At 62.3% G+C, this 22,929-nt stretch carries 23 protein-coding genes; 11 read left to right on the forward strand and 12 right to left on the reverse strand.

Features of this window, described 5'->3' with window-relative positions:
* Positions 1-11 precede the first annotated feature (11 nt).
* The 5 genes from pstA to ACIPO9_RS03310 all read left to right on the forward strand — a co-directional run bounded on the left by pstA (position 12) and on the right by ACIPO9_RS03310 (position 5,766).
* A complete protein-coding gene (gene pstA / locus ACIPO9_RS03290) occupies positions 12-1,682 on the forward strand; it encodes a phosphate ABC transporter permease PstA (protein WP_400778881.1) in 1,671 nt (556 codons plus the stop codon).
* 112 nt (positions 1,683-1,794) lie between these two features.
* Complete coding sequence (gene pstB / locus ACIPO9_RS03295; protein WP_274135570.1) at positions 1,795-2,628, forward strand: phosphate ABC transporter ATP-binding protein PstB; 834 nt, start codon at positions 1,795-1,797, stop codon at positions 2,626-2,628.
* A gap of 54 nt (positions 2,629-2,682) precedes the next feature.
* The gene (gene phoU, locus ACIPO9_RS03300) at positions 2,683-3,441 is read left to right on the forward strand and encodes a phosphate signaling complex protein PhoU (protein WP_274135569.1); all 759 of its coding nucleotides are present in this window, start codon (positions 2,683-2,685) and stop codon (positions 3,439-3,441) included.
* A gap of 182 nt (positions 3,442-3,623) precedes the next feature.
* The gene (locus ACIPO9_RS03305) at positions 3,624-4,520 is read left to right on the forward strand and encodes a response regulator (protein WP_400778882.1); all 897 of its coding nucleotides are present in this window, start codon (positions 3,624-3,626) and stop codon (positions 4,518-4,520) included.
* A 337-nt stretch (positions 4,521-4,857) separates the two neighbouring features.
* Positions 4,858-5,766, forward strand: a complete 909-nt coding sequence (locus tag ACIPO9_RS03310) for a peptidoglycan DD-metalloendopeptidase family protein (RefSeq protein ID WP_400606188.1) — start codon at positions 4,858-4,860, stop codon at positions 5,764-5,766.
* 159 nt (positions 5,767-5,925) lie between these two features.
* Here the strand turns inward: ACIPO9_RS03310 and ACIPO9_RS03315 are convergent, their stop codons facing one another.
* The 3 genes from ACIPO9_RS03315 to phoB all read right to left on the reverse strand — a co-directional run bounded on the left by ACIPO9_RS03315 (position 5,926) and on the right by phoB (position 9,405).
* A complete protein-coding gene (locus ACIPO9_RS03315; protein ID WP_274135564.1) occupies positions 5,926-7,266 on the reverse strand; it encodes a hemolysin family protein in 1,341 nt (446 codons plus the stop codon).
* 99 nt (positions 7,267-7,365) lie between these two features.
* A complete protein-coding gene (gene phoR, locus ACIPO9_RS03320; RefSeq protein ID WP_400778884.1) occupies positions 7,366-8,667 on the reverse strand; it encodes a phosphate regulon sensor histidine kinase PhoR in 1,302 nt (433 codons plus the stop codon).
* Between the two features lie 48 nt (positions 8,668-8,715).
* Positions 8,716-9,405, reverse strand: coding sequence for a phosphate regulon transcriptional regulator PhoB (gene phoB, locus ACIPO9_RS03325; RefSeq protein ID WP_062379821.1), 690 nt, complete (start codon positions 9,403-9,405; stop codon positions 8,716-8,718).
* Positions 9,406-9,576: 171 nt separating this feature from the next.
* Between phoB and ACIPO9_RS03330 the strand changes: the two genes are divergently transcribed.
* A complete protein-coding gene (locus ACIPO9_RS03330) occupies positions 9,577-9,954 on the forward strand; it encodes a hypothetical protein (RefSeq protein ID WP_400778886.1) in 378 nt (125 codons plus the stop codon).
* A 47-nt stretch (positions 9,955-10,001) separates the two neighbouring features.
* Here ACIPO9_RS03330 and ubiA read toward each other — a convergent pair whose 3' ends face one another.
* Both ubiA and ACIPO9_RS03340 read right to left on the reverse strand, forming a co-directional pair.
* The gene (ubiA, locus tag ACIPO9_RS03335) at positions 10,002-10,892 is read right to left on the reverse strand and encodes a 4-hydroxybenzoate octaprenyltransferase (RefSeq protein ID WP_274135559.1); all 891 of its coding nucleotides are present in this window, start codon (positions 10,890-10,892) and stop codon (positions 10,002-10,004) included.
* Positions 10,892-11,467 carry a chorismate--pyruvate lyase family protein gene (locus ACIPO9_RS03340; RefSeq protein WP_400778888.1) on the reverse strand — a complete coding sequence of 192 codons (576 nt, stop codon included), beginning with the start codon at positions 11,465-11,467 and terminating at the stop codon, positions 10,892-10,894. Before ACIPO9_RS03340 ends, ubiA begins: the two co-directional genes overlap by 1 nt.
* Positions 11,468-11,671: 204 nt before the next feature.
* Between ACIPO9_RS03340 and ACIPO9_RS03345 the strand changes: the two genes are divergently transcribed.
* The 4 genes from ACIPO9_RS03345 (at position 11,672) to ACIPO9_RS03360 (ending at position 14,063) form a co-directional block, all read left to right on the forward strand.
* Positions 11,672-11,839 carry a rubredoxin gene (locus ACIPO9_RS03345; RefSeq protein WP_108236219.1) on the forward strand — a complete coding sequence of 56 codons (168 nt, stop codon included), beginning with the start codon at positions 11,672-11,674 and terminating at the stop codon, positions 11,837-11,839.
* 34 nt (positions 11,840-11,873) lie between these two features.
* Complete coding sequence (locus ACIPO9_RS03350) at positions 11,874-13,022, forward strand: NAD(P)/FAD-dependent oxidoreductase (RefSeq protein WP_400778890.1); 1,149 nt, start codon at positions 11,874-11,876, stop codon at positions 13,020-13,022.
* 190 nt (positions 13,023-13,212) lie between these two features.
* Positions 13,213-13,488, forward strand: coding sequence for an HU family DNA-binding protein (locus ACIPO9_RS03355; RefSeq protein WP_037017594.1), 276 nt, complete (start codon positions 13,213-13,215; stop codon positions 13,486-13,488).
* 203 nt (positions 13,489-13,691) lie between these two features.
* A complete protein-coding gene (locus tag ACIPO9_RS03360; protein ID WP_274135552.1) occupies positions 13,692-14,063 on the forward strand; it encodes an SCP2 sterol-binding domain-containing protein in 372 nt (123 codons plus the stop codon).
* 197 nt (positions 14,064-14,260) lie between these two features.
* On the opposite strand, the gene ACIPO9_RS03365 is transcribed toward ACIPO9_RS03360, so the two are convergent.
* The 6 genes from ACIPO9_RS03365 to exbB form a co-directional block, all read right to left on the reverse strand.
* The gene (locus tag ACIPO9_RS03365) at positions 14,261-15,655 is read right to left on the reverse strand and encodes an aminoacyl-tRNA deacylase and HDOD domain-containing protein (RefSeq protein WP_274135551.1); all 1,395 of its coding nucleotides are present in this window, start codon (positions 15,653-15,655) and stop codon (positions 14,261-14,263) included.
* Positions 15,656-15,740: 85 nt separating this feature from the next.
* A complete protein-coding gene (gene recG, locus ACIPO9_RS03370) occupies positions 15,741-17,816 on the reverse strand; it encodes an ATP-dependent DNA helicase RecG (protein ID WP_400778891.1) in 2,076 nt (691 codons plus the stop codon).
* Between the two features lie 8 nt (positions 17,817-17,824).
* The gene (locus tag ACIPO9_RS03375) at positions 17,825-18,754 is read right to left on the reverse strand and encodes a hydrogen peroxide-inducible genes activator (RefSeq protein WP_274135549.1); all 930 of its coding nucleotides are present in this window, start codon (positions 18,752-18,754) and stop codon (positions 17,825-17,827) included.
* 91 nt (positions 18,755-18,845) lie between these two features.
* Positions 18,846-19,589 carry an energy transducer TonB gene (locus ACIPO9_RS03380; protein ID WP_274135548.1) on the reverse strand — a complete coding sequence of 248 codons (744 nt, stop codon included), beginning with the start codon at positions 19,587-19,589 and terminating at the stop codon, positions 18,846-18,848.
* Complete coding sequence (gene exbD, locus ACIPO9_RS03385) at positions 19,586-20,011, reverse strand: TonB system transport protein ExbD (protein WP_274135547.1); 426 nt, start codon at positions 20,009-20,011, stop codon at positions 19,586-19,588. Before exbD ends, ACIPO9_RS03380 begins: the two co-directional genes overlap by 4 nt.
* A 3-nt stretch (positions 20,012-20,014) precedes the next feature.
* Positions 20,015-20,986, reverse strand: coding sequence for a tonB-system energizer ExbB (exbB, locus tag ACIPO9_RS03390; protein WP_274135546.1), 972 nt, complete (start codon positions 20,984-20,986; stop codon positions 20,015-20,017).
* Positions 20,987-21,198: 212 nt separating this feature from the next.
* Here exbB and ACIPO9_RS03395 point away from each other — a divergent pair, with 212 nt between their 5' ends.
* On the forward strand, positions 21,199-22,053 hold the full coding sequence (locus ACIPO9_RS03395; protein ID WP_400778893.1) for an SDR family oxidoreductase: 855 nt from the start codon (positions 21,199-21,201) through the stop codon (positions 22,051-22,053).
* A gap of 123 nt (positions 22,054-22,176) precedes the next feature.
* On the opposite strand, the gene ACIPO9_RS03400 is transcribed toward ACIPO9_RS03395, so the two are convergent.
* Positions 22,177-22,914 carry a hypothetical protein gene (locus ACIPO9_RS03400; RefSeq protein WP_400778895.1) on the reverse strand — a complete coding sequence of 246 codons (738 nt, stop codon included), beginning with the start codon at positions 22,912-22,914 and terminating at the stop codon, positions 22,177-22,179.
* Positions 22,915-22,929: the final 15 nt, after the last annotated feature.

A 22,929-nucleotide genomic window follows, 5' to 3' on the forward strand; every position in this document is an offset into this window, starting at 1 on the left:
GGTAGAAACTGATGAAAAAGACCTCCCTGAAGAACTGGTTCAAAAGCGGCGCCCCCGGCGTGTGGATGAGTGCGGGCGCGGTTTCCATTGCCGTCATCATGACCATTGGCCTGCTGGCAGTGATTGCTGTGCGCGGGCTGGGGCATTTCTGGCCCGCCGATGTCATCTCTGCACAATACGACGTGCCCGGCCAGGAGCGGCATGTGCTGGTGGGCGAGCTGGTGCAGTCCGAGCAGGTGCCTCGCGCGCGGCTCAAGAGCGCCGGGTTGCCGGTGCCTGACCAGGGCCCGGAGTTCATGACCCGCGACCTGTTCAAGGTCGGCAACCGTGACATCAACCGCAGTGATTTCAGCTGGATCGTCGGCGACTGGCTGACCGACCAGCGCAAGCCTGCCGATCTGATGACGATCGAGCGCCGCGAGTGGGGCAACTTCTACGGCTATCTGGTCAACGTCAAGGAAGGCGAGCGCGTGGTGGCCGAGGGTGAGGCCGCGTGGCCGCAGCTTCACGAGCGCATCAAGCGCGTGCAGAAGATCGCCGATGAGCTGAACCGCCTTGAGAAAACCGAAATCGGCGCGGTCAACCACGGTATCGAGCGTCTGCGTCTGCAGGCCCGCAAGCTTGAGCTCAACGGCAGGCTGGATGCGCAGGCCCAAGCTGATATGGCCAGCGAGCGCGCCGAGTACGATGCCCGCTACAAGGCAATCGAATCGCGGCTGCTCGCCCTGCACACCGACTTCAACCGCGACAGCCTCACCGCGCGCGATGCCAACGGCAAAGAGGTGGTCATCAGCCTCGGTAAGGTGGTGCATGCCTACCAGCCCAACGCCATGGGCGTTGCCACCAAGCTGGGCTTCTACTTCACCAAGCTCCGGGAATTCCTGAGCGACGATCCGCGGGAAGCCAACACCGAAGGCGGGATCTTCCCGGCGATTTTCGGCACCGTGATGATGACCCTGATCATGGCCGTGATCGTGACGCCGTTCGGCGTGCTGGCGGCGGTCTATCTGCGCGAATACGCCCGTCAGGGCCCGATGACCCGGCTGATCCGCATTGCGGTGAACAACCTCGCGGGTGTACCGGCCATTGTCTACGGGGTGTTTGGCCTCGGCTTCTTCGTCTATGTGCTGGGTGGCTCCCTCGACCGGCTGTTCTTCCCCGAGGCGCTGCCTGCGCCCACCTTCGGTACGCCGGGCTTGCTGTGGGCATCGCTGACCCTGGCGCTGCTGGCGGTGCCGGTGGTGATCGTCGCGACAGAAGAGGGCCTGGCGCGCATTCCGCTGACCCTGCGCGAAGGCTCGCTGGCGCTGGGCGCGACGAAGGCCGAAACCCTGTGGAAGATCGTCCTGCCCATGGCCAGCCCCGCGATGATGACCGGCCTGATCCTGGCCGTGGCCCGCGCCGCTGGCGAAGTCGCGCCGCTGATGCTGGTGGGCGTGGTCAAGCTCGCGCCGTCGCTGCCGGTGGACGGCAACTACCCTTATCTGCACCTTGATCAGAAGATCATGCACCTGGGCTTTCACATCTATGACGTGGGCTTCCAGAGCCCCAACGTCGAAGCGGCGCGGCCGCTGGTGTACGCCACGGCGCTGTTGCTGGTGCTGGTGATTGCCCTGCTGAACCTGTCGGCAGTGACCATCCGCAACCGCCTGCGCGAGAAATACCGGGCGCTCGATGGATAAAACCAGCGTCAAGCGGCAAGCAATAAGCGGCAAGCAAAGCCGTAGTCGCGTTTGCCCGAACTTGCAGCTTACGGCTTGAAACTTGCCGCCAAGAACGAACAGAGAACCGAAGATGCAGAAAGATCCCCACACCCACGGCATCAACATGTCGGCCCTGGGTCGCAAGCGCCAGGGGCTGGACCTCGCCCGTGAAGACATCGCCCTGGAAGTGCCGGGCCTGAACCTGTTCTACGGTGAAAAACAGGCGCTGTTCGATATCGCGCTGAACATTCCCAAGCAACGGGTCACCTCGTTCATCGGCCCGTCGGGCTGTGGCAAGTCGACTCTGCTGCGCAGCTTCAACCGCATGAACGATCTGGTGGACGGCTGCCGGGTGCAGGGCGAGATCAAGCTCTACGGGCGTGACATCAACACCCGCACCGAAGACGTCGCCGAACTGCGTCGTCAGGTGGGCATGGTGTTCCAGAAGCCCAACCCGTTCCCCAAGACCATTTACGAGAACGTGGTCTACGGCCTGCGGATTCAGGGCATCAACAAGAAGCGTGCGCTCGACGAAGCGGTCGAGTGGGCACTGCGTGGCGCGGCACTGTGGGATGAGGTCAAGGACCGCCTGCACGAGTCGGCGCTCGGGCTTTCCGGTGGTCAGCAGCAACGTCTGGTGATCGCCCGCACTATCGCCGTCGAACCCGAAGTACTGCTGCTCGATGAGCCGTGCTCCGCGCTCGACCCGATTTCGACGTTAAAAGTCGAAGAGTTGATCTACGAACTGAAATCCAAATACACCATTGTGATCGTTACCCACAACATGCAGCAGGCGGCGCGTGTATCGGATTACACCGCATTTCTGTACATGGGCAAGGTGGTCGAGTACGGCGACACCGATACGGTGTTCACCAACCCGGCCAAAAAACAGACTGAAGACTACATAACCGGTCGTTACGGCTAGCACGTGTTTCGTCAGCCCTGAACCACCGCGCAATCAATCGGACGGACACTCAGCATGATCAAAGACAGCCATACACATCACATCTCCCAGCAGTTCAACGCTGAACTGGAAGAAGTTCGCAGCCACCTGCTGGAAATGGGTGGTCTGGTCGAGAAGCAGGTCAACGACGCGGTTACCGCACTGATCGACGCCGACTCGGGCCTGGCCCAGCGCGTTCGTGAAGTCGACGACCGCATCAACCAGATGGAACGCAACATCGACGAAGAGTGCCTGCGCATTCTGGCGCGTCGTCAGCCTGCGGCCTCGGACCTGCGTCTGATCATCAGCATCTCCAAGTCGGTGATCGACCTGGAGCGCATCGGCGACGAATCCACCAAGATCGCCCGCCGCGCCATCCAGCTCTGCGAAGAAGGCGAGTCGCCACGCGGCTACGTCGAAGTGCGCCACATCGGCGACCAGGTACGCAGCATGGTGCGTGATGCACTGGACTCGTTCGCCCGCTTCGACGCTGACCTGGCACTGTCGGTCGCCCAGTACGACAAGACCATCGACCGTGAGTACAAGACCGCCCTGCGTGAACTTGTGACCTACATGATGGAAGATCCACGCTCGATCTCCCGCGTTCTGAACGTGATCTGGGCGCTGCGTTCGCTGGAGCGCATCGGCGACCACGCTCGCAATATCTCGGAGCTGGTGATCTACCTGGTGCGCGGCACCGACGTGCGTCACCTGGGCCTCAAGCGCATGCAGGAAGAAGTCAAAGGGCTGTCTGCCGAAATGCCTAATGTTCCGGACTCGCCTGACGATAAGTAAGATTGCCTGAGAAAAAACGCCTGGCCGATGCCAGGCTTTTTTTTGGGCCAACCGGCTGTTTTGGGGCCGCTTATTTCAGTCACCCGCGAATAAATATCCCGGTGCCGTCAAACAATTTGGCAGTTGGCCACTAGCCAGCGATATGCTCGCCATTTGCGGTGAACACGCCATCAGGAGCGTCAATGAGTAAAGTCAGTGTGTTGGTGGTGGATGATGCGCCGTTCATCCGCGATCTGGTGAAGAAAGGTTTGCGTAACGCGTTTCCCGGCATCACCCTGGAAGACGCGGTCAACGGCCGTAAAGCTCAGGTGCTCCTGACCCGCGAAGCGTTCGATCTGGTGCTGTGCGACTGGGAGATGCCCGAGATGTCGGGTCTGGAACTGTTGACCTGGTGCCGCCAGCAGGAAAGCCTCAAGGGCATGCCGTTCATCATGGTGACCAGCCGTGGCGACAAGGAAAACGTGATTCAGGCCATTCAGGCCGGGGTCTCGGACTTCATCGGCAAACCGTTCACCAACGAGCAACTGCTGACCAAGGTCAAGAAGGCGCTGCACAAGGTCGGCAAGCTGGAGGCCCTGATGAGCAGCGGCCCGGCTCGCGTTAATGCGGCGTTCGCCAACGACTCGCTCGGCGCTCTGACTGGCAACCGTCCGGAAGTGGTCAACGCGACCCCTGCGGCCGCCGCACCTGCGCAGCCGTTGGTCAAACCCATGGCCAAGCCGACGGCACCTGCCGAGCCGAGTGGCCGTGGCCAGGGCCAGTTGCGCCTGTCCAGCGGCATCCAGCAGTGCATCATCAAGGCGCTGACCCTCAAGGAAGCCTCGCTTGTGGTCCGTCGCAGCGAAGCCTTGCCGCAGATCCTCGACAGCGCCGTGCTCGACCTTGAGCAGGGCGAGAACGCAGAAGTGGCGCGTTTGAACGGTTATCTGCACGCCATCGCGGCGTTCGAGCAGAAGCCCGACAGCGACTGGCTGCAACTGACTTTCCGCTTCGTCGACCAGGACACCCAGAAGCTCGACTACCTGTCGCGCCTGATCGCCCGTGGTACGGCGCAGAAGCACTTTATTCCTGGCGCCTGACCGTTTGCCCCGGCGGCGTTCTCGTGGACGCCCCCGCCGGCAAGCCGTGCTGCTACGGGCCAGCGGTTCGACACAGATTTGTGTGGCAGCGGATTTCCTGTAGGAGCGCGCTTGCCCGCGAAGGCGTCAGGTCAGACAATTCAACCCTCAATGACACACGTGGAGTCGTAGCAGCACGGCCTTCTCCCTTGCATAGAAATTGCACATTCCCTCGCGCTCGCCCCTGACGCGAATTCCTTGACGCTTCGTCTGTCACCGATTGATACGGATGAGTCCTTTTCCGTCGGTTTCGCTGTTAGGCTGGGCGCCAATCGTCCCCTTAGCCAGGCCTATCCTGATGTTAGAGCGCTTGCTGGTGGTGTGTGTGTTGTTGCTGGCTGCGCAATCGGCCGCAGCTGTCACTATCTACCGATTCACCGATGCCAACGGAGTGGTCTCGTTTACCGATCAACCCGTCCCCGGCGCGCAAGTGATGAAACTGCGCGAGCGCATGGTCGAGCGCATCGACAGCCAGGTGCGGCTGAACGTCAAGAAAGCCAAGGGCGTGGACAGCCTCTACGTGCGCAACGACCTGTATGCGCCGGTCGAAGTGGAACTCAGGCTCTCGGGCGTGAAGAACGTGGTCGGGGTTGCCGATCAGGTCATCCGCCGCACCATTCCCGCCCGCAGCAACGAACGTCTCATCGCGCTGAGCCCACAGATCCCCAGCAGGGCCATGGCCTACAAGTCCAGCCTGCGCTCCATCGTCGGCGATCCGCAGCGCAGCGCATCTTTCGCAGGCCTTGGCTACCGTTATCCGCTGCCGTGGGTGGGCGGGCCGTTCCGCATCAGCCAGGGGCCCAACGGGCAGTACAGCCACACGGGCGCCAAGAGCCGCTACGCCATCGACATCGCGATGCCTGAAGGCACCCAGATCATCGCGGCGCGCAGTGGCACAGTGATCAAGACCGAGAACGGACAATCAGGACGGGGCGCCAACCCGTCGGGCAACTTCGTGCGCATCCTGCATGACGACGGCACCATGGGTGTGTATCTGCATCTCAAGCAGGGTTCGGTGAGCGTCAGGGAAGGCGAGCGTGTGGCCGTGGGGACGCCGCTGGGGCGTTCTGGCAACACCGGCAACAGCACCGGGCCGCATCTGCATTTCGTGGTGCAGCGCAACGTGGGGCTGGCGCTGGAGTCGATCCCCTACGAGTTCGCCCAGCCGGTGCAGAACCTGCCCAATTTCGCGATTGGCGGGAATTGATTGCACCTGTGGGAGCGCGCTTGCCCGCGACGATGATCGTTCCCACGCTCAGCGTGGTAACGCCGCCCCGGACGCTCCGCGTCCGATGGCTGGCCGACGCAGAGCGTCGTGGGATGCATTCCCACGCGGAGCGTGGGAACGATCACGGCGTCTGGTGGATCAATCCAGCTTCAAAACCTTCGCCAGTACGATCTTCGGGCCTTTCATCTTCTTGATGATGATGCGCAGCCCTTCGACCTCCATCACTTCCTCTTCCTCAGGCACGCGCTTGAGGCTGTCGTAGATCAGGCCTGCCAGGGTTTCGGCCTCGACGTGGTCAAGATCAATACCCAGGAGGCGTTCGACCTTGAACAGCGGCGTGTCGCCCCGTACCAGCAGTTTGCCGGGCTGGTAGGCCAGGATGCCGCGCTCGGCCTTGCGGTGTTCGTCCTGAATGTCGCCGACCAGCACTTCCAGCACGTCTTCCATGGTCAGGTAGCCGATGACCTTGCCGTCGGCTTCCTCGACCAGCGCGAAGTGCGCGCCACCCTGGCGGAACTGCTCCAGCAGGCGCGACAGCGGCATGTGCTTGGACACGCGCTCTACCGGGCGGATCAGCTCGGCGAGGTTGAAGGATTCCGGGATGTGATCCAGCGCCGCCAGCTCCAACAGCAAGTCCTTGATGTGCAGAATGCCTTCGAACTCGCCGCTTTTTGCGTCGTACACCGGGTAACGGCTGAATTTGTGGCGGCGGAACAGCGCAAGGATTTCCTTGAGCGGGGCGTTGGAATCCAGGGTGACCAGGTCTTCCCGGGAGTTGGCCCAGTCCACCACTTCCAGCTCGCCCATTTCCACGGCCGACGCCAGCACGCGCATGCCCTGGTCGCTCGGGTCCTGGCCACGGCTCGAGTGCAGAATCAGTTTCAGTTCTTCACGGCTGTAATGGTGCTCGTGATGCGGGCCAGGCTCGCCCTGGCCGGCAATGCGCAGGATGCCGTTGGCGCTGGCGTTGAGCAGGTAGATCGCCGGGTACATGACCCAGTAGAACAGGTACAGCGGCACCGCCGTCCACAGCGACAGCAGTTCGGGTTTGCGGATGGCCCAGGACTTGGGCGCCAGCTCGCCGACCACGATGTGCAGGTAGGAGATCACGAAGAAGGCGGAGAAGAACGACACGCCCTTGATGACTTCCGGCGAGCCGATGCCGACAGCTTCCAGAAGCGGTGCCAGCAGGTGGGCGAACGCCGGTTCACCGACCCAGCCAAGGCCCAGCGAGGCCAGGGTGATACCCAGTTGGCAGGCCGACAGATAAGCGTCGAGCTGGCTGTGAACCGTGCGCAGGATGCGGCCGCGCCAGCCGTTCTTGTCGGCGATGGACTCCACGCGCGTGGCGCGCAGTTTGACCATGGCGAACTCTGCCGCAACGAAGAAACCGTTGAGCAGGACCAGGATCATTGCGAAGAGAATCATGCCGAAGTCGGCGAAAATTGAAGCCAGGCTAATACCAGGGGAAGGGTCCATGATGGAGTTTTGCAGGTTCCGTATAAGTGCAGGGATGAAATAAACCCTCACAAATGGAGGGCATAAGCAGCGCAATTTAGCGGCTATCTGCCGCCTTTACTAGGCCTTGGTCATCTGTACCGGGGCAAAGTTGCAGATAAACACACTGCCTTTGCCCAGCACGCTGTTGATCTCAAGCGAGCCACGGTGTCGCAACAGCACGTGCTTGACGATCGCAAGGCCCAGCCCCGTGCCACCGGTGTTGGAGGCGCGGCTGGAGTCCACCCGGTAGAAACGCTCGGTCAGGCGGGGGATATGTTTGGGGTCGATGCCAATGCCTGAGTCCTGCACGCTCAGGTGCGCGCCCCGGCCGTCGACCCACCAGCGGATGCGGATCTGGCCTTCTGCCTGGGTGTATTTCACTGCGTTGAAGATCAGGTTGGAGAACGCGCTGCGCAATTCCGCTTCACTGCCCTTGAGGCTCGTGTCGCTATCGATGTCCAGCGTAATCTTCTGATTCTTGCTGCCCGACAGCGCCTGCGCGTCGGCGGCGATGCTCTGTAGCAGGGCCGGTACCGCGATGGGCTGGTTGTCGGAGGGGTAGTCGGTGGCTTCGAGCTTGGCCAGCAGCAACAAGTCATTGAGTAGCGTCTGCATGCGCCCGCCTTGCTGCTGCATCTGTTGCAGCGCGCGGGCCCAGCGCGGGTTGATCTCGTCCACGTTGTCCAGCAGCGTCTCCAGATAACCGCAGATCACGGTCAACGGCGTGCGCAGTTCGTGGGACACGTTGGCGACGAAATCCTTGCGCATCTGCTCAAGCTGATACAGCCGGGTCACATCGCGCACCAGCATCAGGTGCTCGTTGTTGCCGTAGCGGGTAATCAGCATCTGGATGCGCAGGCGGTCGTTGACCGGGGAGGGGATCTCCAGCGGCTCGGCGTAACTGCCTTGCTCGAAGTATTCCTTGAAGCGCGGGTGGCGCACCAGGTTGGTCACCGGCTGGCCGCTGTCCTGGGGCGTTTTGAGGCCCAGCAGGGTTTCAGCGGCGCGATTCCACCATTCCAGGTTGCCCTCGCTGTCGAGCATGATGACGGCGTCTTTGAGCGCTGCGGTGGATTCCTGAACGCGGTCGATGACCGCCTGCAGGCGGCCTCGCACGCGCTGGTCGCGGCGTTGCAGGTGATAGATGCTGTCGAAGACTTCGCCCCACAGGCCGTATCCATCCGGTGGCGGCTCGTCAGGCTTGTGATGGCGCAGCCAGTGATGCAGGCGCATCAGCTGTTTGAGGGTCCAGGCCAGGTAAAAGCCCAGGCCGATTGTCAGGCACCAGCCGTAATGGCCGCTGACCAGGCCCGCCAGCAGCGAGACTGTAATCAACAGCAGCAGATGGCGGATCAGGGTGCCATGCCAGTTGTGGTTCAATTAACGCGTCCTTGTCTTCAGCGAACGGATTCGCTCCCAAAAGCTGTCTCAGCTTTTGGTGGAAAAACGGTAGCCAGTACCGCGGACGGTTTGTACCAGATTTTCGTAGGCATCACCGAGTGCTTTACGCAGGCGACGAATGTGTACATCAACGGTGCGCTCTTCGACGTAGACGTTGCCGCCCCAGACCTGGTCCAGCAACTGCCCGCGGGTGTAGGCGCGTTCCTGGTGAGTCATGAAGAACTGCAGCAGGCGGTATTCGGTCGGGCCCATCTCGGCAGGTTTGCCGTCGATGGTCACGCGGTGGCTGATCGGGTCCAGCAGCAGGCCGCCGACTTCGATTGGCGATTCGCCATCGTTGGGGCCAGCGCGGCGCAGCACGGCCTTGAGGCGTGCGACCAGCTCGCGAGGAGAGAATGGTTTGGTGATGTAGTCATCGGCGCCGACTTCAAGACCCTGGATCTTGTTGTCTTCCTCACCCTTGGCCGTGAGCATGATGATCGGGATGTCACCGGTCAGCTCGTCGCGCTTCAGGCGGCGGGCCAGCTCGATGCCGGACGTGCCGGGCAGCATCCAGTCGAGCAGGATCAGGTCGGGTTTGCGGTCGACGATGACGGCGTGAGCCTGTTGAGAGTTCTCCGCCTCCATGCAGTCATAGCCGGCCATTTCCAGCGCAACGGCGATCATTTCGCGAATGGGCGCTTCGTCGTCGACGATCAGAATGCTCCTGCCAACCATGCCTCGAACCTCATGTCATTTAACTGTCTTGGGGCGCATTAGATAACGGAATTATTGCAGTCGTGTGACAGGTTAGTTGGCCACGGGCGTTATGTCCGGTCCAGAGCTACGCTTGTGGTCTTGTCCCACAAAGATTGTCCCACCCTGGATCAACAAAAAGAGGATGTACCTATGGCTAGAATTTCCACTGCTGTTATGGGTCTCTTGGGCGCTGCCGCGCTGGCATCGTCCACACTGGCCTTCGCTCATCATCAGGCGATGGAAAAGGACGGCGTACTGACCGACCACCATGGCATGACGCTCTACACCTTCGACAAGGACACCTCGGCCGGCAAGTCGGTCTGCAATGACCAGTGCGCAACCAACTGGCCGCCGCTCAAGGCCGGTGCCGACGACAAGGCCGAAGGCGACTGGACCATCATCAAGCGCGACGACGGTGCCTCGCAGTGGGTCTATAAAGGCAAGCCGCTGTACACCTATAAGGAAGACAAGGCCGGTGACAAGACCGGCGACGGTAAAGGTGGCGTCTGGCACGTTGCCAAGCCTTGAACTAGGGGCTGACGTTGCGCTGGCCTGCGGTCAGCGCAACCACCGCTTTACCTCAACCAATAGTCCAGCACGATCCCCACGAAAATCGCCAGTCCCGCCCAATGGTTATGCAGGAATGCCTTGAAGCAGGCCTGTGGATCCTTGCTGCGCGTGGACCAGAACTCCCAGGCGAAGCAACCGGCCGCCACCAGAAGGCCGAGGAAGAAATACAGCCCAAGCTCGAAGCGCGAACCGGCCAGCATCAGGCAGAACAGCGCCAGGCATTGCAGGGTCAGGATGATCACGCGGTCGGCATCGCCGAACAGCACAGCGGTGGACTTCACGCCGATCTTCAGGTCGTCCTCGCGGTCGGTCATCGCGTAGTAGGTGTCGTAGCCCACCGTCCACAACAGGTTGGCGATGTACAGCAGCCAGGCGGCGGCGGGCAGGTTGCCGGTCTCGGCGGTGAACGCCATCGGCATGCCCCAGGAGAACGCAGCGCCCAGCACCACCTGCGGGTAATAGGTGTAGCGCTTCATGAAAGGGTAAGTCGCGGCCAGCGCCAGGCCGCCGAATGACAGCCAGACTGTCGTGGCGTTGGTCAGCAGTACCAGCGCGAAGCTCAGCCCCACCAGCACCGCGAACAGCGTCAGCGCTTCCCTGGAAGTGACCTTGCCGCTCACCAGCGGGCGCTGCTCGGTGCGTTTGACGTGGCCATCGACCTTGCGGTCGGCAAAATCGTTGATCACGCAGCCGGCGGCACGCATCAGGAACACGCCGATCACGAATATCAGCACATTGCCCAGCGACGGCGAACCCTTGCCCGCGATCCACAAGGCCCACAGCGTCGGCCACAGCAGCAGGTAGATGCCGATGGGTTTATCGACGCGGGTCAGTTGAATGAAGTCCCAGGTGCGTGGGTGCAGGCGGTTCAGGGACTTGAGCAGCGACAGGTACATCAGTGACGCTCCTTGTTGAAGTCAGCGGCTTGATCGATAGCGTGCCAGACGGTGGGCAGAAACACCTCGGCCACCAGAATGCTCAAGCCACCACGGCTAAAGCACGACCGGCGCCCCCACAGGCCGTGCGCGGTATCGGCGTTCGGCAGCCATTCTTGCGGGTATTGGCAGATCTGCAACGGGCCGCGGGTGAAGGCGCGGTCGCTGAACAGCAGCTCGCCCAGTGAGCGGGTGCCCAGCTCATCCATGTGCAAGCCGTCGTGTTCCAGCGCCTGGCGGCCGGCCACACTGCGGGCGAACACCCACTTCTGGCCGTGGCCTTGCAGGTACACCTCGCGCACCCAACCCTCGCTGCCCTGGGGCAACTGCAAGGCGCTGCACTCATCGGCGCGCAGGGTCTGCCAGCCTTCGAACTGCGGCGCGACGCTGAAGCCATCGTGGGACAGGCGGGTCAGGCGGCGGGTCAGGGAGTCTTCGTGGAACAGCCACTCGAGGACGACAGGTTCGGGCGCTTGCGTCAGTTCATCGCGCAGCAGCCATCGGGGCGTCGGACTTGCAGGATTTTGCTGGATCACAGTGAGCAAACATTGGCAGTAATCGAGGCGGCGAGCTTAGCATGATTGCAGGGCCTCACTTGAAGCCGGGACGCGGCTTTGGCGTCAATGAAACTTGCGTCATCGCCCCCCGATCAGTAAAACGCCCTGACCCGGTTGAAAACCTGCGCGAGCACAGCGCGGCGGCCGGGCACGTTTAGCCTTGGAAAACGAGAGAACCGAACCATGAAAAAGTGGCAATGCATTGTCTGTGGCCTGATCTACAACGAAGCCGATGGCTGGCCTGATGACGGCATCGCGCCTGGCACCCGCTGGGAAGACGTACCCGAAGACTGGCTCTGCCCGGACTGCGGCGTAGGCAAGATGGACTTCGAAATGATCGAAATCGCCTGATCCGCCATTCCCCAAACGACTCAAGGAGAAATGAATGAACGCACCTGTGGTGATTGTCGGTACTGGCCTTGCGGGCTACAACCTGGCCCGGGAATTTCGCAAGCTCGATGGCCAAACGCCGCTGCTGCTGATCACCGCCGATGACGGGCGTTCCTACTCCAAACCCATGCTCTCCACCGGCTTTGGCAAGAACAAGGACGCCGACGGCCTGAGCATGGCCGAACCCGGCACCATGGCCGAGCAACTGAACGCCGAAGTGCGCACCCACACCCGGGTCAGCGGCATCGACCGTGGCCACAAGCGCCTGTGGATCGGCGAGGAAGCGGTGCACTATCGCGACCTGATCCTGGCCTGGGGCGCGCAAACGGTAAGCGTGCCGGTGGAAGGCGACGCTGGCGATGCGATCTTCCCGATCAACGATCTGGAAGACTACGCCCGCTTTCGCGCGGCGGCGGCAGGCAAGCGCCGGGTACTGATCCTGGGCGTGGGCCTGATCGGCTGCGAGTTCGCCAATGACCTGATCGTCGGCGGGCATGAGGTGGATCTGGTCGCGCCCTGTGAGCAGGTGATGCCGACGCTGTTGCATCCTGCAGCCGCGGCGGCAGTGCAGGCCGGGCTCGAAGGCCTGGGCGCGCGATTCCATCTGGGGCCGGTGCTGACGCGACTTTCGCGCCGTGAAGATGGCCTTGAGGCGCATCTCTCCGATGGCCAGGTGATCGAGTGCGATCTGGTGGTCTCGGCCATCGGCCTGCGCCCGCGCGTCGATCTGGCCGCCGCTGCCGGCCTTGAGACGGGCCGGGGCGTGGTAGTGGACCGTCACCTGAAAACCTCTCACGCCAACATCTACGCGCTGGGTGACTGCGCCGAGGTCGATGGCCTGAACCTGTTGTACGTGATGCCGCTGATGAGCTGCGCCCGGGCACTGGCGCAAACCCTGGCGGGCACGCCGACTGCCGTCAAATACGGGCCGATGCCGATCACCGTGAAAACCCCGGTGTGCCCGCTGGTTGTCTCCCCCGTGCCCAAGGGCATGGAAGGCGTATGGACGGTCGAAGGGCAGGGCGCGGACATCAAGGCGCTGTGCCACGCCGCTGACGGAAGCCTCCTGGGATACGCCCTGACAGGCGCGGCGGTGATGGAGAAACTGGCCCTGAACAAGGCGCTGCCGCCGCTGCTGGCGTAAATAACTGTCGTTCTGTCGGATAAGGCACGTTTTTGTTGATACAAACGTCGCTCACGCACTGGCGTCGGAATCGGCGCCATGCCATCCTCATTGCGGTCTGCCGCTACGTAGAGCCGTTGCGGCACCTGCTCGCTGCCCCTGGAAGGGCTGCACGGGACATAAAAACAAAAAACCGTAAAAGAGGCTTCATATGCGTAAACCAGAACTCGCAGCCGCTATTGCTGAAAAAGCAGATCTCACCAAAGAACAAGCCAATCGTGTCCTCAACGCCGTCCTGGATGAAATCACCAACGCCTTGCACAAGAAGGACAGTGTGACGCTGGTTGGCTTTGGCACCTTCCTGCAACGCCATCGCGGCGCGCGCACAGGTAAAAACCCACAGACCGGCGAGCCGGTAAAAATCAAGGCCAGCAACACCGTTGCGTTCAAGCCGGGCAAGTTCCTGAAAGACAGCGTCAATCCGTAATACCACGCTGGACGCCTTGCGGAGGGCGAACAGCGTACAGATGGGCATACCCGGACAGCGGGATGCCCATTTTTATTGCCTGCGATTCGTGTGGTGCCACAACCACTTTGCGACCGGCAGGTTCTGCTTCTCCCCCTTGCCATCAAGCCCGATACACTGCCGCTGGATGCTGCATTGGCTGCTCAACGGTAGAGGTCTTGGACATGAAGTTTCGTTTTCTTCTCTGGATGCTGGGCCAATTGATGGCCCGCGCCAGCCGCAACAACCCCGCGTTCCAGCAACAACTGGCGGGCAAGGATCTGACCTTTCAATTGCAGACCACCGACGGCAAGGTGGCCCGGCATTTTGTCGTGCGTGACCAGCGTGTCGTCAGCCGGGGTGGCGCGGTAGCATCGCCAGCGTTCGCCATCTCGTTCAGGGACGCCGCCTACGGCTTCGCCACGATGCAGGCGAAGAACAAGCAGTTGGCGTTCATGCAGGGGATTCAGGACAAGAACATTCAGGTGACCGGCAACACCGGCCTGGTGATGTGGTTCCAGGGCCTTACGAAGTACCTGAAACCGAAGAAGAAATAACGCGCGAAACCGTAGCAGTCCGGCTTGCCGGCGGGAGCGATCTCGAAGACGCCCCCGCCGGCAAGCCGTGCTGCTACGGGTCAGTGGTAAGGCAGGAGTTTGTGGGCGGTGATTTCCTGTAGCAGCCGGGCTTGCCCGCGGGAGCGATCTTGAAGACGCCCCCGCCGGCAAGCCCTGCTGCTACGGGTCATGCGGTGTCAGTGAAACTGCGAAGCCAGTTCGCGCAGCAGTACTTCGGCTTCGAGCACCTTTTGCACCACTTCTTCGGCTTTCTCGCGTGGCAGTTCCAGACGCTCGAACAGCTCGTCCGGGATGCCTTCCACCGGGCCCGAGCCAATGCCTTCCTTGCGCAGCAGACGCACCGCCAGGCACACCAGGTTGGCGTACTCGTGGTATTCGCCGGCGTACTGCGGGTCGTGCTGGAAGCGCAGGGCGGTCGCCAGTTCTTCGGGCATGTCCCAGTTGCGCATCAGCCAGGAACCGATCTGCTCGCGGCTGATACCCAGCAGGTGCTGCTCCACGAAGCTGTGGTGCAGGTGCGGGTTCACTTCGATCTGGCGGCAGATCAGCGAGAAGTGCGGCGGAAACACGTGAGCCAGCAGCAGATAGCCGAAGTTGTGCAGCAGACCGGCCAGATAAGTCAGGCCGCTTTCCGGGCGCTTGGCGCGCGGCATGGCGCGGGTCAGGCCTTCGATTACCGCAGCGGTGTAGATCGACTGCTGCCAGTAAGGCGTGGCGTGCTGCGGATGGTCTTTCGGCAGTTCGAGGGTCTTGCCCAGCGCCAGGCCCAGGGCCAGGTTGATGACCAGGTCAAAGCCCAGCACGCGAACGATGGCGTCCTCGACCGAACGGATCTTGCCGGCAGAACCGTAGTACGGCGAGGCGGCCCAGCTGACCACTTGAGCGGCCAGCGCCGGATCGGTTTCCACGACGCCAGTGATGTCATCGATGGTGGCGTCCGGGTCTACTCGAAGTTTGATGATCTTCTGCGCGGTGTCGGCCAGCGGTGGAATTTCCACGGTCGCTTCCAGACGCTGCTGGATTCGGCGCGCTGTGAAGTTCTGCACCGCCTTGGTGATTTCCTCGCGGTCATCGTCAGGACGGGTCAGGTTCGGCTGCACGGAGGTGACGGGCTCGCCAAAACGCGCGGCGCTGGCTTTGCTCAGCAGGGTCTTGAAGTCGTCGCTGCCGATTTCCAGCAGCAGGCCTGGCTCGCCTGAATCGATCAGCACGGTCGATTCCTGCAGCACGCGCTCATCGTACAGGCAAGGCGAACTGGTCAGCGCCGGAAGCGCCGGCAGGGCATGCAGATTGTTCTTGCCCAGCATCTGGCTCAGATGATCCTGCGAGACCGCCGTCAGCTTGCGCCCGGTGAGTTCGGTCAGGCGGTTGAGATCCAGCAGCTGATTTTGCGGGAACAGGATCAGCAATGCGCCGACGGAATCGTGTACCAGAATGGCCTGGACCTTCTGCGCGCTGGGGAGGTTTTCGTCGTCCATGACTTCGCGGTAGCTGATGGCAGCTTTGCCAAGCAACTGCCGGATGACAGACGGGGCGTGTTGGGTTGCGTCGATTTGGGCAACTTCTGTCATGGCCTGTATCCAGATTCCTACAATTGCTGAAGTATAACCAGCTTAGTTGTCGTATAGGTGAGACAAGTTCTTATTGCTGACTGAATCACACTTGCCCGTATTGCTGCCCGTGCCGCAGCCATCTTTCGAGCAAGGGGCTGACGTGTTGCGGCCAGCGTTCCAGCAGCGCCTGGGCGGCGTCTCTGACCGCGGGCAGCAGGTCGGCGTCGCGCATCAGGTCCGCGACCTTGAACTGCAACAGGCCCGTTTGTCGGGTGCCGAGCATCTCGCCCGGCCCGCGCAATTCGAGGTCTTTCTCGGCGATCACGAAGCCGTCGTTAGTCTCGCGCATGATGCCCAGACGCTGCTTGCCGATCTGTGACAATGGCGGGTGGTACAACAACACACAATGACTGGCCGCGCTACCCCGGCCAACCCGCCCGCGCAACTGGTGCAACTGCGCCAGGCCCAGGCGTTCCGGGTTCTCGATAATCATCAGGCTGGCATTGGGCACGTCCACGCCGACTTCGATCACCGTCGTCGCCACCAGCAGTTGCAGGTTGCCCTGCTTGAACTCGGCCATGACCGCAGCTTTTTCGGCGGGCTTCATGCGGCCGTGGATCAGCCCGACCTTGAGCTCGCCCAGTGCGCTGGTCAGTTCTTCAAAGGTGGTCTCGGCGGCCTGGCAGGTCAGCTCTTCGGATTCTTCGATCAGCGTGCACACCCAGTAGGCCTGACGGCCTTCGGCGCAGGCATTGCGCACGCGCTCGACCACCTCGATACGGCGGCTGTCGGCCACCAGCACGGTGTTGACCGGCGTGCGGCCCGGCGGCAGTTCGTCGAGGATCGAGGTATCTAGGTCGGCGTAGGCGCTCATCGCCAGGGTTCGCGGAATCGGCGTTGCGGTCATGATCAGCTGATGCGGGCACATCAGGCCGCCCACGCCTTTCTTGCGCAACGCCAGGCGCTGCTGCACACCGAAGCGGTGCTGTTCGTCGATGATGACCAGGGCCAGGTTCTTGAACTGCACCTCGTCCTGGAACAGCGCATGGGTGCCGACGACCATTGGTACGCCATTGGCGATCTGTTCCAGCGACGCAGCGCGGGCCTTGCCCTTGAGCTTGCCCGCCAGCCACGCAGTCTCGATGCCCAGTGGTTCGAGCCAGCGGGTGAAGTTGATGTAGTGCTGCTCGGCCAGAATCTCGGTGGGCGCCATCAGCGCGACCTGATACCCGGCCTCAAGTGCCTGCAATGCGGCCAGCGCTGCGACCACGGTTTTGCCTGCACCTACGTCACCCTGAATCAGCCGCAGCATCGGTTCCTGCTGACTGAGGTCGTAGGCGATTTCCTTGCCCACACGTTGCTGCGCACCGGTCGGCGGGAAGCCGAGGTTGGCGAGGAACTGTCTGGGCAGGCGCTTGGCAATCGGCAGCGCGGGCGCGCGTTGGGAGCGCAGGCTTTCACGCAGGCGTTGCTGGGAAAGCTGGTGCGTCAGCAGCTCTTCGAATGCCAGCCGGTGCTGTGCCCAGTGATGGCCCAGCGCGAGCTCTTCGACATCGGCGTCGGCCGGCGGGTGATGCAGGTAGTGGATGGCATCGGCCAGTGGCGCCAGTTGGTAGTCCCGGGCCAGTTCGTCCGGCAGCCAGTCCGGCAGGCTGCGCGGGCCGAGCATGCCCAGGCTCTGTTGGGTCAACTGGCGCAGGCGCTGCTGGGTCAGGCCTTCGGTGGTCGGGTAGATCGGGGTTAGGGTCTGCTCCACCGCGATGTGCTCTTCGCCGGTGATGGCGCGGTATTCGGGGTGATAGATTTCCAGCCCCGACGCGCCGGGCCGGGCTTCGCCGTAGCAGCGGACGTGGGTACCACGCTTGAGGCCGTCTTTCTGGGCATTGCTGAAATGATAGAAGCGCAGGCTCAGCACGCCCGTGCCGTCACCCAGCCGCACCAGCAGGCTGCGGCGCTTGCCCATGACCACGTCTGCGCCACTGACCACGCCTTCGATTACCGCATCCTGCCCGGGCCGCAAGGCGCCGATGGGCACGACGCGGGTGCGGTCCTGATAACGCAGGGGCAGGTGGAACAGTACGTCCTGGATATTTTCCAGTCCGACTTTCGCCAGCTTTTCAGCCATGGCCTCGCCGACGCCCTTGAGCGCCGTGACCGAGACGTGAGACAGCTCCGTCATACCGCTACTTAGCTCGCCTGTGCCTGGGCTTTGGGGCGGGCTACGGAGCACAGGCGGATCGAGTCGGCCAGGATCTCGATGGCCTTTGGACGCGGGAAACTGGCACGCCAGGCGATGGCGACGGTGCGGAACGGAACCGGTGCGGACAGCGGACGAACCTCGATCACGCCGGGGGCGTAATGGTGGCTGTCAACGGCCGACATCGGCAGGATCGAAACGCCCAGGCCCGAAGCCACCATGTGGCGGATGGTTTCCAGCGAGCTGGACTCGACCGTGGTGTGCTTGGCGCTGTCGCCGCCCTTGACCAGGGTCGGGCAGGCTTCGAGCACCTGGTCGCGGAAGCAGTGGCCTTCGCCCAGCAGCAACAGGCTCTTGTCGTTGAGCGCTGCGGCGTCGATGGAGGTCTTCTGGGTCCAGGGGTGATCGGCCGGCATCAACACGTAGAACGGCTCGTCGTACAGGGACATGGTCAGTACGTCGGCTTCGTTGAACGGCAGGGCGATGATGATCGCGTCGAGTTCACCGTTGCGCAGTTTGTCGCGCAGCACGTGGGTGAAGTTCTCTTCGATATACAACGGCATCTGCGGGGCGACCCGGTGCAGTTGCGGAATCAGGTGGGGAAACAGGTAAGGGCCGACGGTGTAGATGGCGCCGACCTTCAGCGGGGCGGTCAGCTGGTTCTTGCCGGTCTGGGCCAGTTCACGGATGCCCTGGGCCTGTTCGAGCACCTTCTGCGCTTGAGCCACGATGCCCTCGCCAACCGGCGTCAGACGTACCGCACTCTTGCTGCGCTCGAAAATCAGCACACCGAGTTCATCTTCCAGCTTCTTCACGCCTACCGACAGGGTCGGCTGGCTGACGTGGCAGCGTTCGGCGGCATGGCCGAAATGCTGCTCTTGAGCGAGGGTAACGATATAGCGCAATTCTGTGAGGGTCATAGCGTGCGTCCATGAAGTTGCGGCCCCAGCATAGCGGGTGCAATCGATAGACGCACGTTATCAAACCCTCTGTTGTCGCAAAATCACCGTTTCAACGTTTATCCAGGGAATAAACGAAGGGCGCGACCACTTCCAGCGTGCCGTTGTTGAGCAGTTCGGCCGGCGGCTTGGGCAACGGCTGGGCACGACGAATCATTTCCAGTGTGGCCCGATCCAGCGAGGCACTCCCTGAACCCCCGGCAATTTCGTAGGACAGTACGCGGCCTTCGCCATCCACGACGAAGCGCAGACGGTTGATGCCCTGCATGCCACGACGACGCGCATCATCCGGATACTTCTTGTACTTGCTCAGGTGGCGCAACAGATCACCCTGCCAGCTTGGCAGTGCGGTGCTCGGTGGCGTTGGCGGAGCAGGTTCCGGTGCGGCCGATTTCTCGGGCTTTGCGGTCGAAGGGGGAGTGTCCACCGGCTTTTCATCGGCAGGCTTTTCTTCCTTCGGCGGCTCGACCTTTTTAACGGGCTTTGGCGGCTGTGGTTTCGGCTTGGGCTTGACCGGTTTTGGAATGGCGATTTCCGGCTTCGGCGCTTCGGCGATTGGCGGAATCGGCAGTTCCTCTTCCGGCGCAGGCGGCTGCGGCGGTTGCACCACTTTGGGCGGTGGAGGCGGAGCGGGCTCGGGTACAGGCGCCAGCTCAACCATCATCGCCGCCGGTGGCAGCTCGATGGCCTGCGGGGCGGACCAGTGCAGCGCGACGAAGATCGCCCCAGCATGGACCGCCAGCACCAACAACAGACTACCGCTATAGCGCGTCAGTTTTTGGCGCGTATTGATCATTTCTTACCAACCGTCTCAAGACCGACCAGGCCGACTTTCAGGTAACCGGCCCCGCGCAGCGCGTTCATGACTTCCATCAGGTCGCCGTAATCCACACCCTTGTCGGCCTGGAAGAAGATGGTGGTGTCTTTCTTGCCCTTGGTCTTGGCGTCCAGCACCGGACCGATCTGCTCGCGAGCGACCTTCTCGTCGCCCAGGTACAGGCTCTGGTCGGCCTTGACGCTCAGGAAGATCGGCTTCTCGGGTCGGGGCGCCGGCTTGGCCGTGGAGGCGGGCAGGTCGACCTTGATGTCCACGGTGGCCAGAGGCGCCGCCACCATGAAGATGATCAACAGCACCAGCATGACGTCGATGAACGGCGTCACGTTGATTTCGTGGTTCTCGGCGAGGTCATCGCCACCTTCGTTTAGATGCAGGCCCATGGCTTACCCCATTTTTACCATGTGCGGTTGCTGGGCACGTTCGGCGGTCGGCTGGTGGTCCAGGTCGCGGCTGACCAGCAGCAGTACCTGGGCCGAGGCATCGGAGACCTGCGCCTTGTAGCCTGCGATGGAGCGGGCGAAGACGTTGTAGATGACCACGGCAGGAATCGCCGCGACCAGGCCTAGTGCGGTGGCCAGCAGTGCCTCGGCGATGCCGGGAGCGACGACTGCAAGGTTGGTGGTCTGAGTCTTGGCGATGCCGATGAAGCTGTTCATGATGCCCCACACGGTACCGAACAGGCCGACGAAGGGCGCGGTGGAACCGATGGTGGCGAGCACGCCGGTGCCCATGCTCATGTTGCGGCCGCAAGCGGCTACCAGACGCTCCAGGCGGAAGCTGACGCGCTCCTTGATGCCTTCGCGCTCGCGGCTGTTGACCGACAGGTGCATCTCTTCGAGGGCATCGTGCACCAGCAGGTTGGCCAGGGTGCCTTGCTTCTTGGCACCGGCGCTGGCTTCGTCCAGAGTACGGGCGCGCTTGAGGGCGGCGATTTCACCCTTGAGGCGACGCTTGGCGCCCAGCAGCTCGAAGCCTTTGGCGATCCAGATGGTCCAGGTGATGATCGAGGCGATGGCCAGGCCAATCATCACGGCTTTAACGACGATGTCGGCGTTCTTGTACATGCCCCACGGCGACAGGTCGTGGGACATGCCCAGGCTGTTGTCTTCGGCAGCGGCTTCAACCGACTCGACCGGTGCAGCGTCCTGAACGGCAGGGGCTGCGGTGGTGTCAACTGGCGTAGCGGCAGGGGCTGCAGGTTGAACCGCCGGCGCCGGGGACTGAGCCGGAGCGTTCGAGTCGGCCAGCGCCACAGGCGCCAGCATGAGGCTGAACAATACGGCGGCAATCGCGCGACCTGCACGTGGCAGGGCCGAAGACGTGATCGACGAAGCGGGGGATTGATTAAGTGTCATGCTGGCCCGACCTGATATGAAAAAGGTGTTTCGTTCTGAATGCGACGCGCTGGCACGAGGCGAGCGGTGAAGAACAAAGGGCCGATATTATTGCAAGTAATTCTTGTTAACAAAAGTAATAGAGTATCTTTTTTTAACACGAATGCGTCCCGATGGTCGCATTCCAGCCTTGTTTTACGGACTAGAACCTACTTTTGATGTGGAGATTGGCCATGACGGTGCCATCCGTTTTGATAGCTGGCTGCGGGGATATTGGCGGGCGTCTGGCCGCTGAGCTGTTGCCTCAGGGGTGGACGGTCTACGGATTGCGCAGGAGCGTCGCCAAGCTCCCCCGCGGCGTGCGCGGGGTCAGTGGCGACCTGTTCGACGCACGCATGCCCGAGCAATGGCCGGAAGGGCGTATCGATTACCTGGTCTACAGCGCGACGCCCAGTCAGCGCGACGAAGCAGGGTATCGCGCGGCGTATGTCCAGGGCTTGCGCCACGTGCTGGCCTGGACCGAACGCAGTGGGCAGCGGCCCAAGCGGATTCTGTTCGTCTCCAGCAGCAGCGTGTACGGGCAGCAGGACGGGGAGTGGATCGACGAGACCTCGCCCGCCGAAGGCACAGGCTTTTCCGGACAGGTGATGCGCGAGGCCGAGCAGGTGGCGCTGAGCAGTGGCATCCCTGCAAGCATCGTCAGGCTCACCGGGATCTACGGGCCGGGGCGCAGTGACCTGATGAACCGTGTGCGTCAGGGCTACAGCGTGGCCGTTGAGCCACCTCTCTATGGCAACCGGATTCATGCCGACGATGCGGCGGGCCTGCTGGCGTTTCTGCTGCAGGCCGATGCGCGCGGCGTGGCGCTCGAGGATTGCTACCTGGGCGTCGATGACGCGCCTGTGGCGCTGGCTGAGGTGGTCGACTGGATGCGCGAGCGCCTGGGAGTGACGCAGTGGTCGGATGAAAACAGCGTTCGCCGCGCAGGCAGCAAGCGGTGCAGCAATGCACGGGCCAAAGCGCTGGGGTGGGCGCCGCGTTATGCCAGTTACAAGGAAGGGTATGAGGCGATGTTGGCTGGAGAGTGATCGTCCATCCACACAAAACCCTGTAGGAGCGCGCTTGCCCGCGACGGCGGTGTGTCAGGCGATGGCTGTGTTGAATTCATCGACCCCGTCGCGGGCAAGCGCGCTCCTACAGGTTGGTGTGGATCAGTTTTTCTCCAGCACCCAATGCCGCTCGCCCGGACGCAGTTCGGGCATTTCGGTTGGTTGGGCGTTGTTCACCGCCTGGAAAATCTCCAGCTGCTTGCCCGTGCGCACGAACACCCACGGATTGCCGCGCTCGTTCTTCTCCAGCCACATGCTGTCGTATTCGCCGCTCATGGCAGCGCAGTCGCCGGCCAGACACAGCGCGTAGCGGTCATTGCCCGGCAGGCCGCTGACGGTACCGTCCGGCTGGAATTCGACGATGCTGCCTTCACCTTCGCCATTGACGATTTTCCACTTGCCACCCAGATAGGCGGTGTAGAGCGCCCGTTCGAAGGCTGCACCCGGCTGTGCGCCGGCCTGTGCGGCTTCCTTGGGTTGGCGGAAATGCTGTTCGGGTCCTGTGTCGCTGGCGTTCTGCACCAGTTCATCGCCCTTGAGCTTCAGATCGTCAGAGGCGCTGCCATAGACATTGACCTTCCACAGACCCTCGGGGTCTTTGGCGATCTTGCCTTCGGTCAGCTCGAAACCGTTATAGGACGTAGCCTGGCCTGCCGCCGTATTGATGTTCCATTCCAGCGTCGGGCCATACGCCAGCAGCGATTGGCGCAGGTTGCCACCTTCGGCAGCGGCATCGATGGCGGCTTGGTTGATCCAGACGCCGTCGGGCGTCTTGTTGGAATGGCTGGCGCAACCGCTCAATAGCGCGGCCAGCAGCGAGAGGGCAAATGCGATACGCATATGCGGAGTCCTTTC

The organism is Pseudomonas sp. NPDC090203, from assembly GCF_044746765.1.
GTDB lineage: Bacteria > Pseudomonadota > Gammaproteobacteria > Pseudomonadales > Pseudomonadaceae > Aquipseudomonas > Aquipseudomonas putida_AD.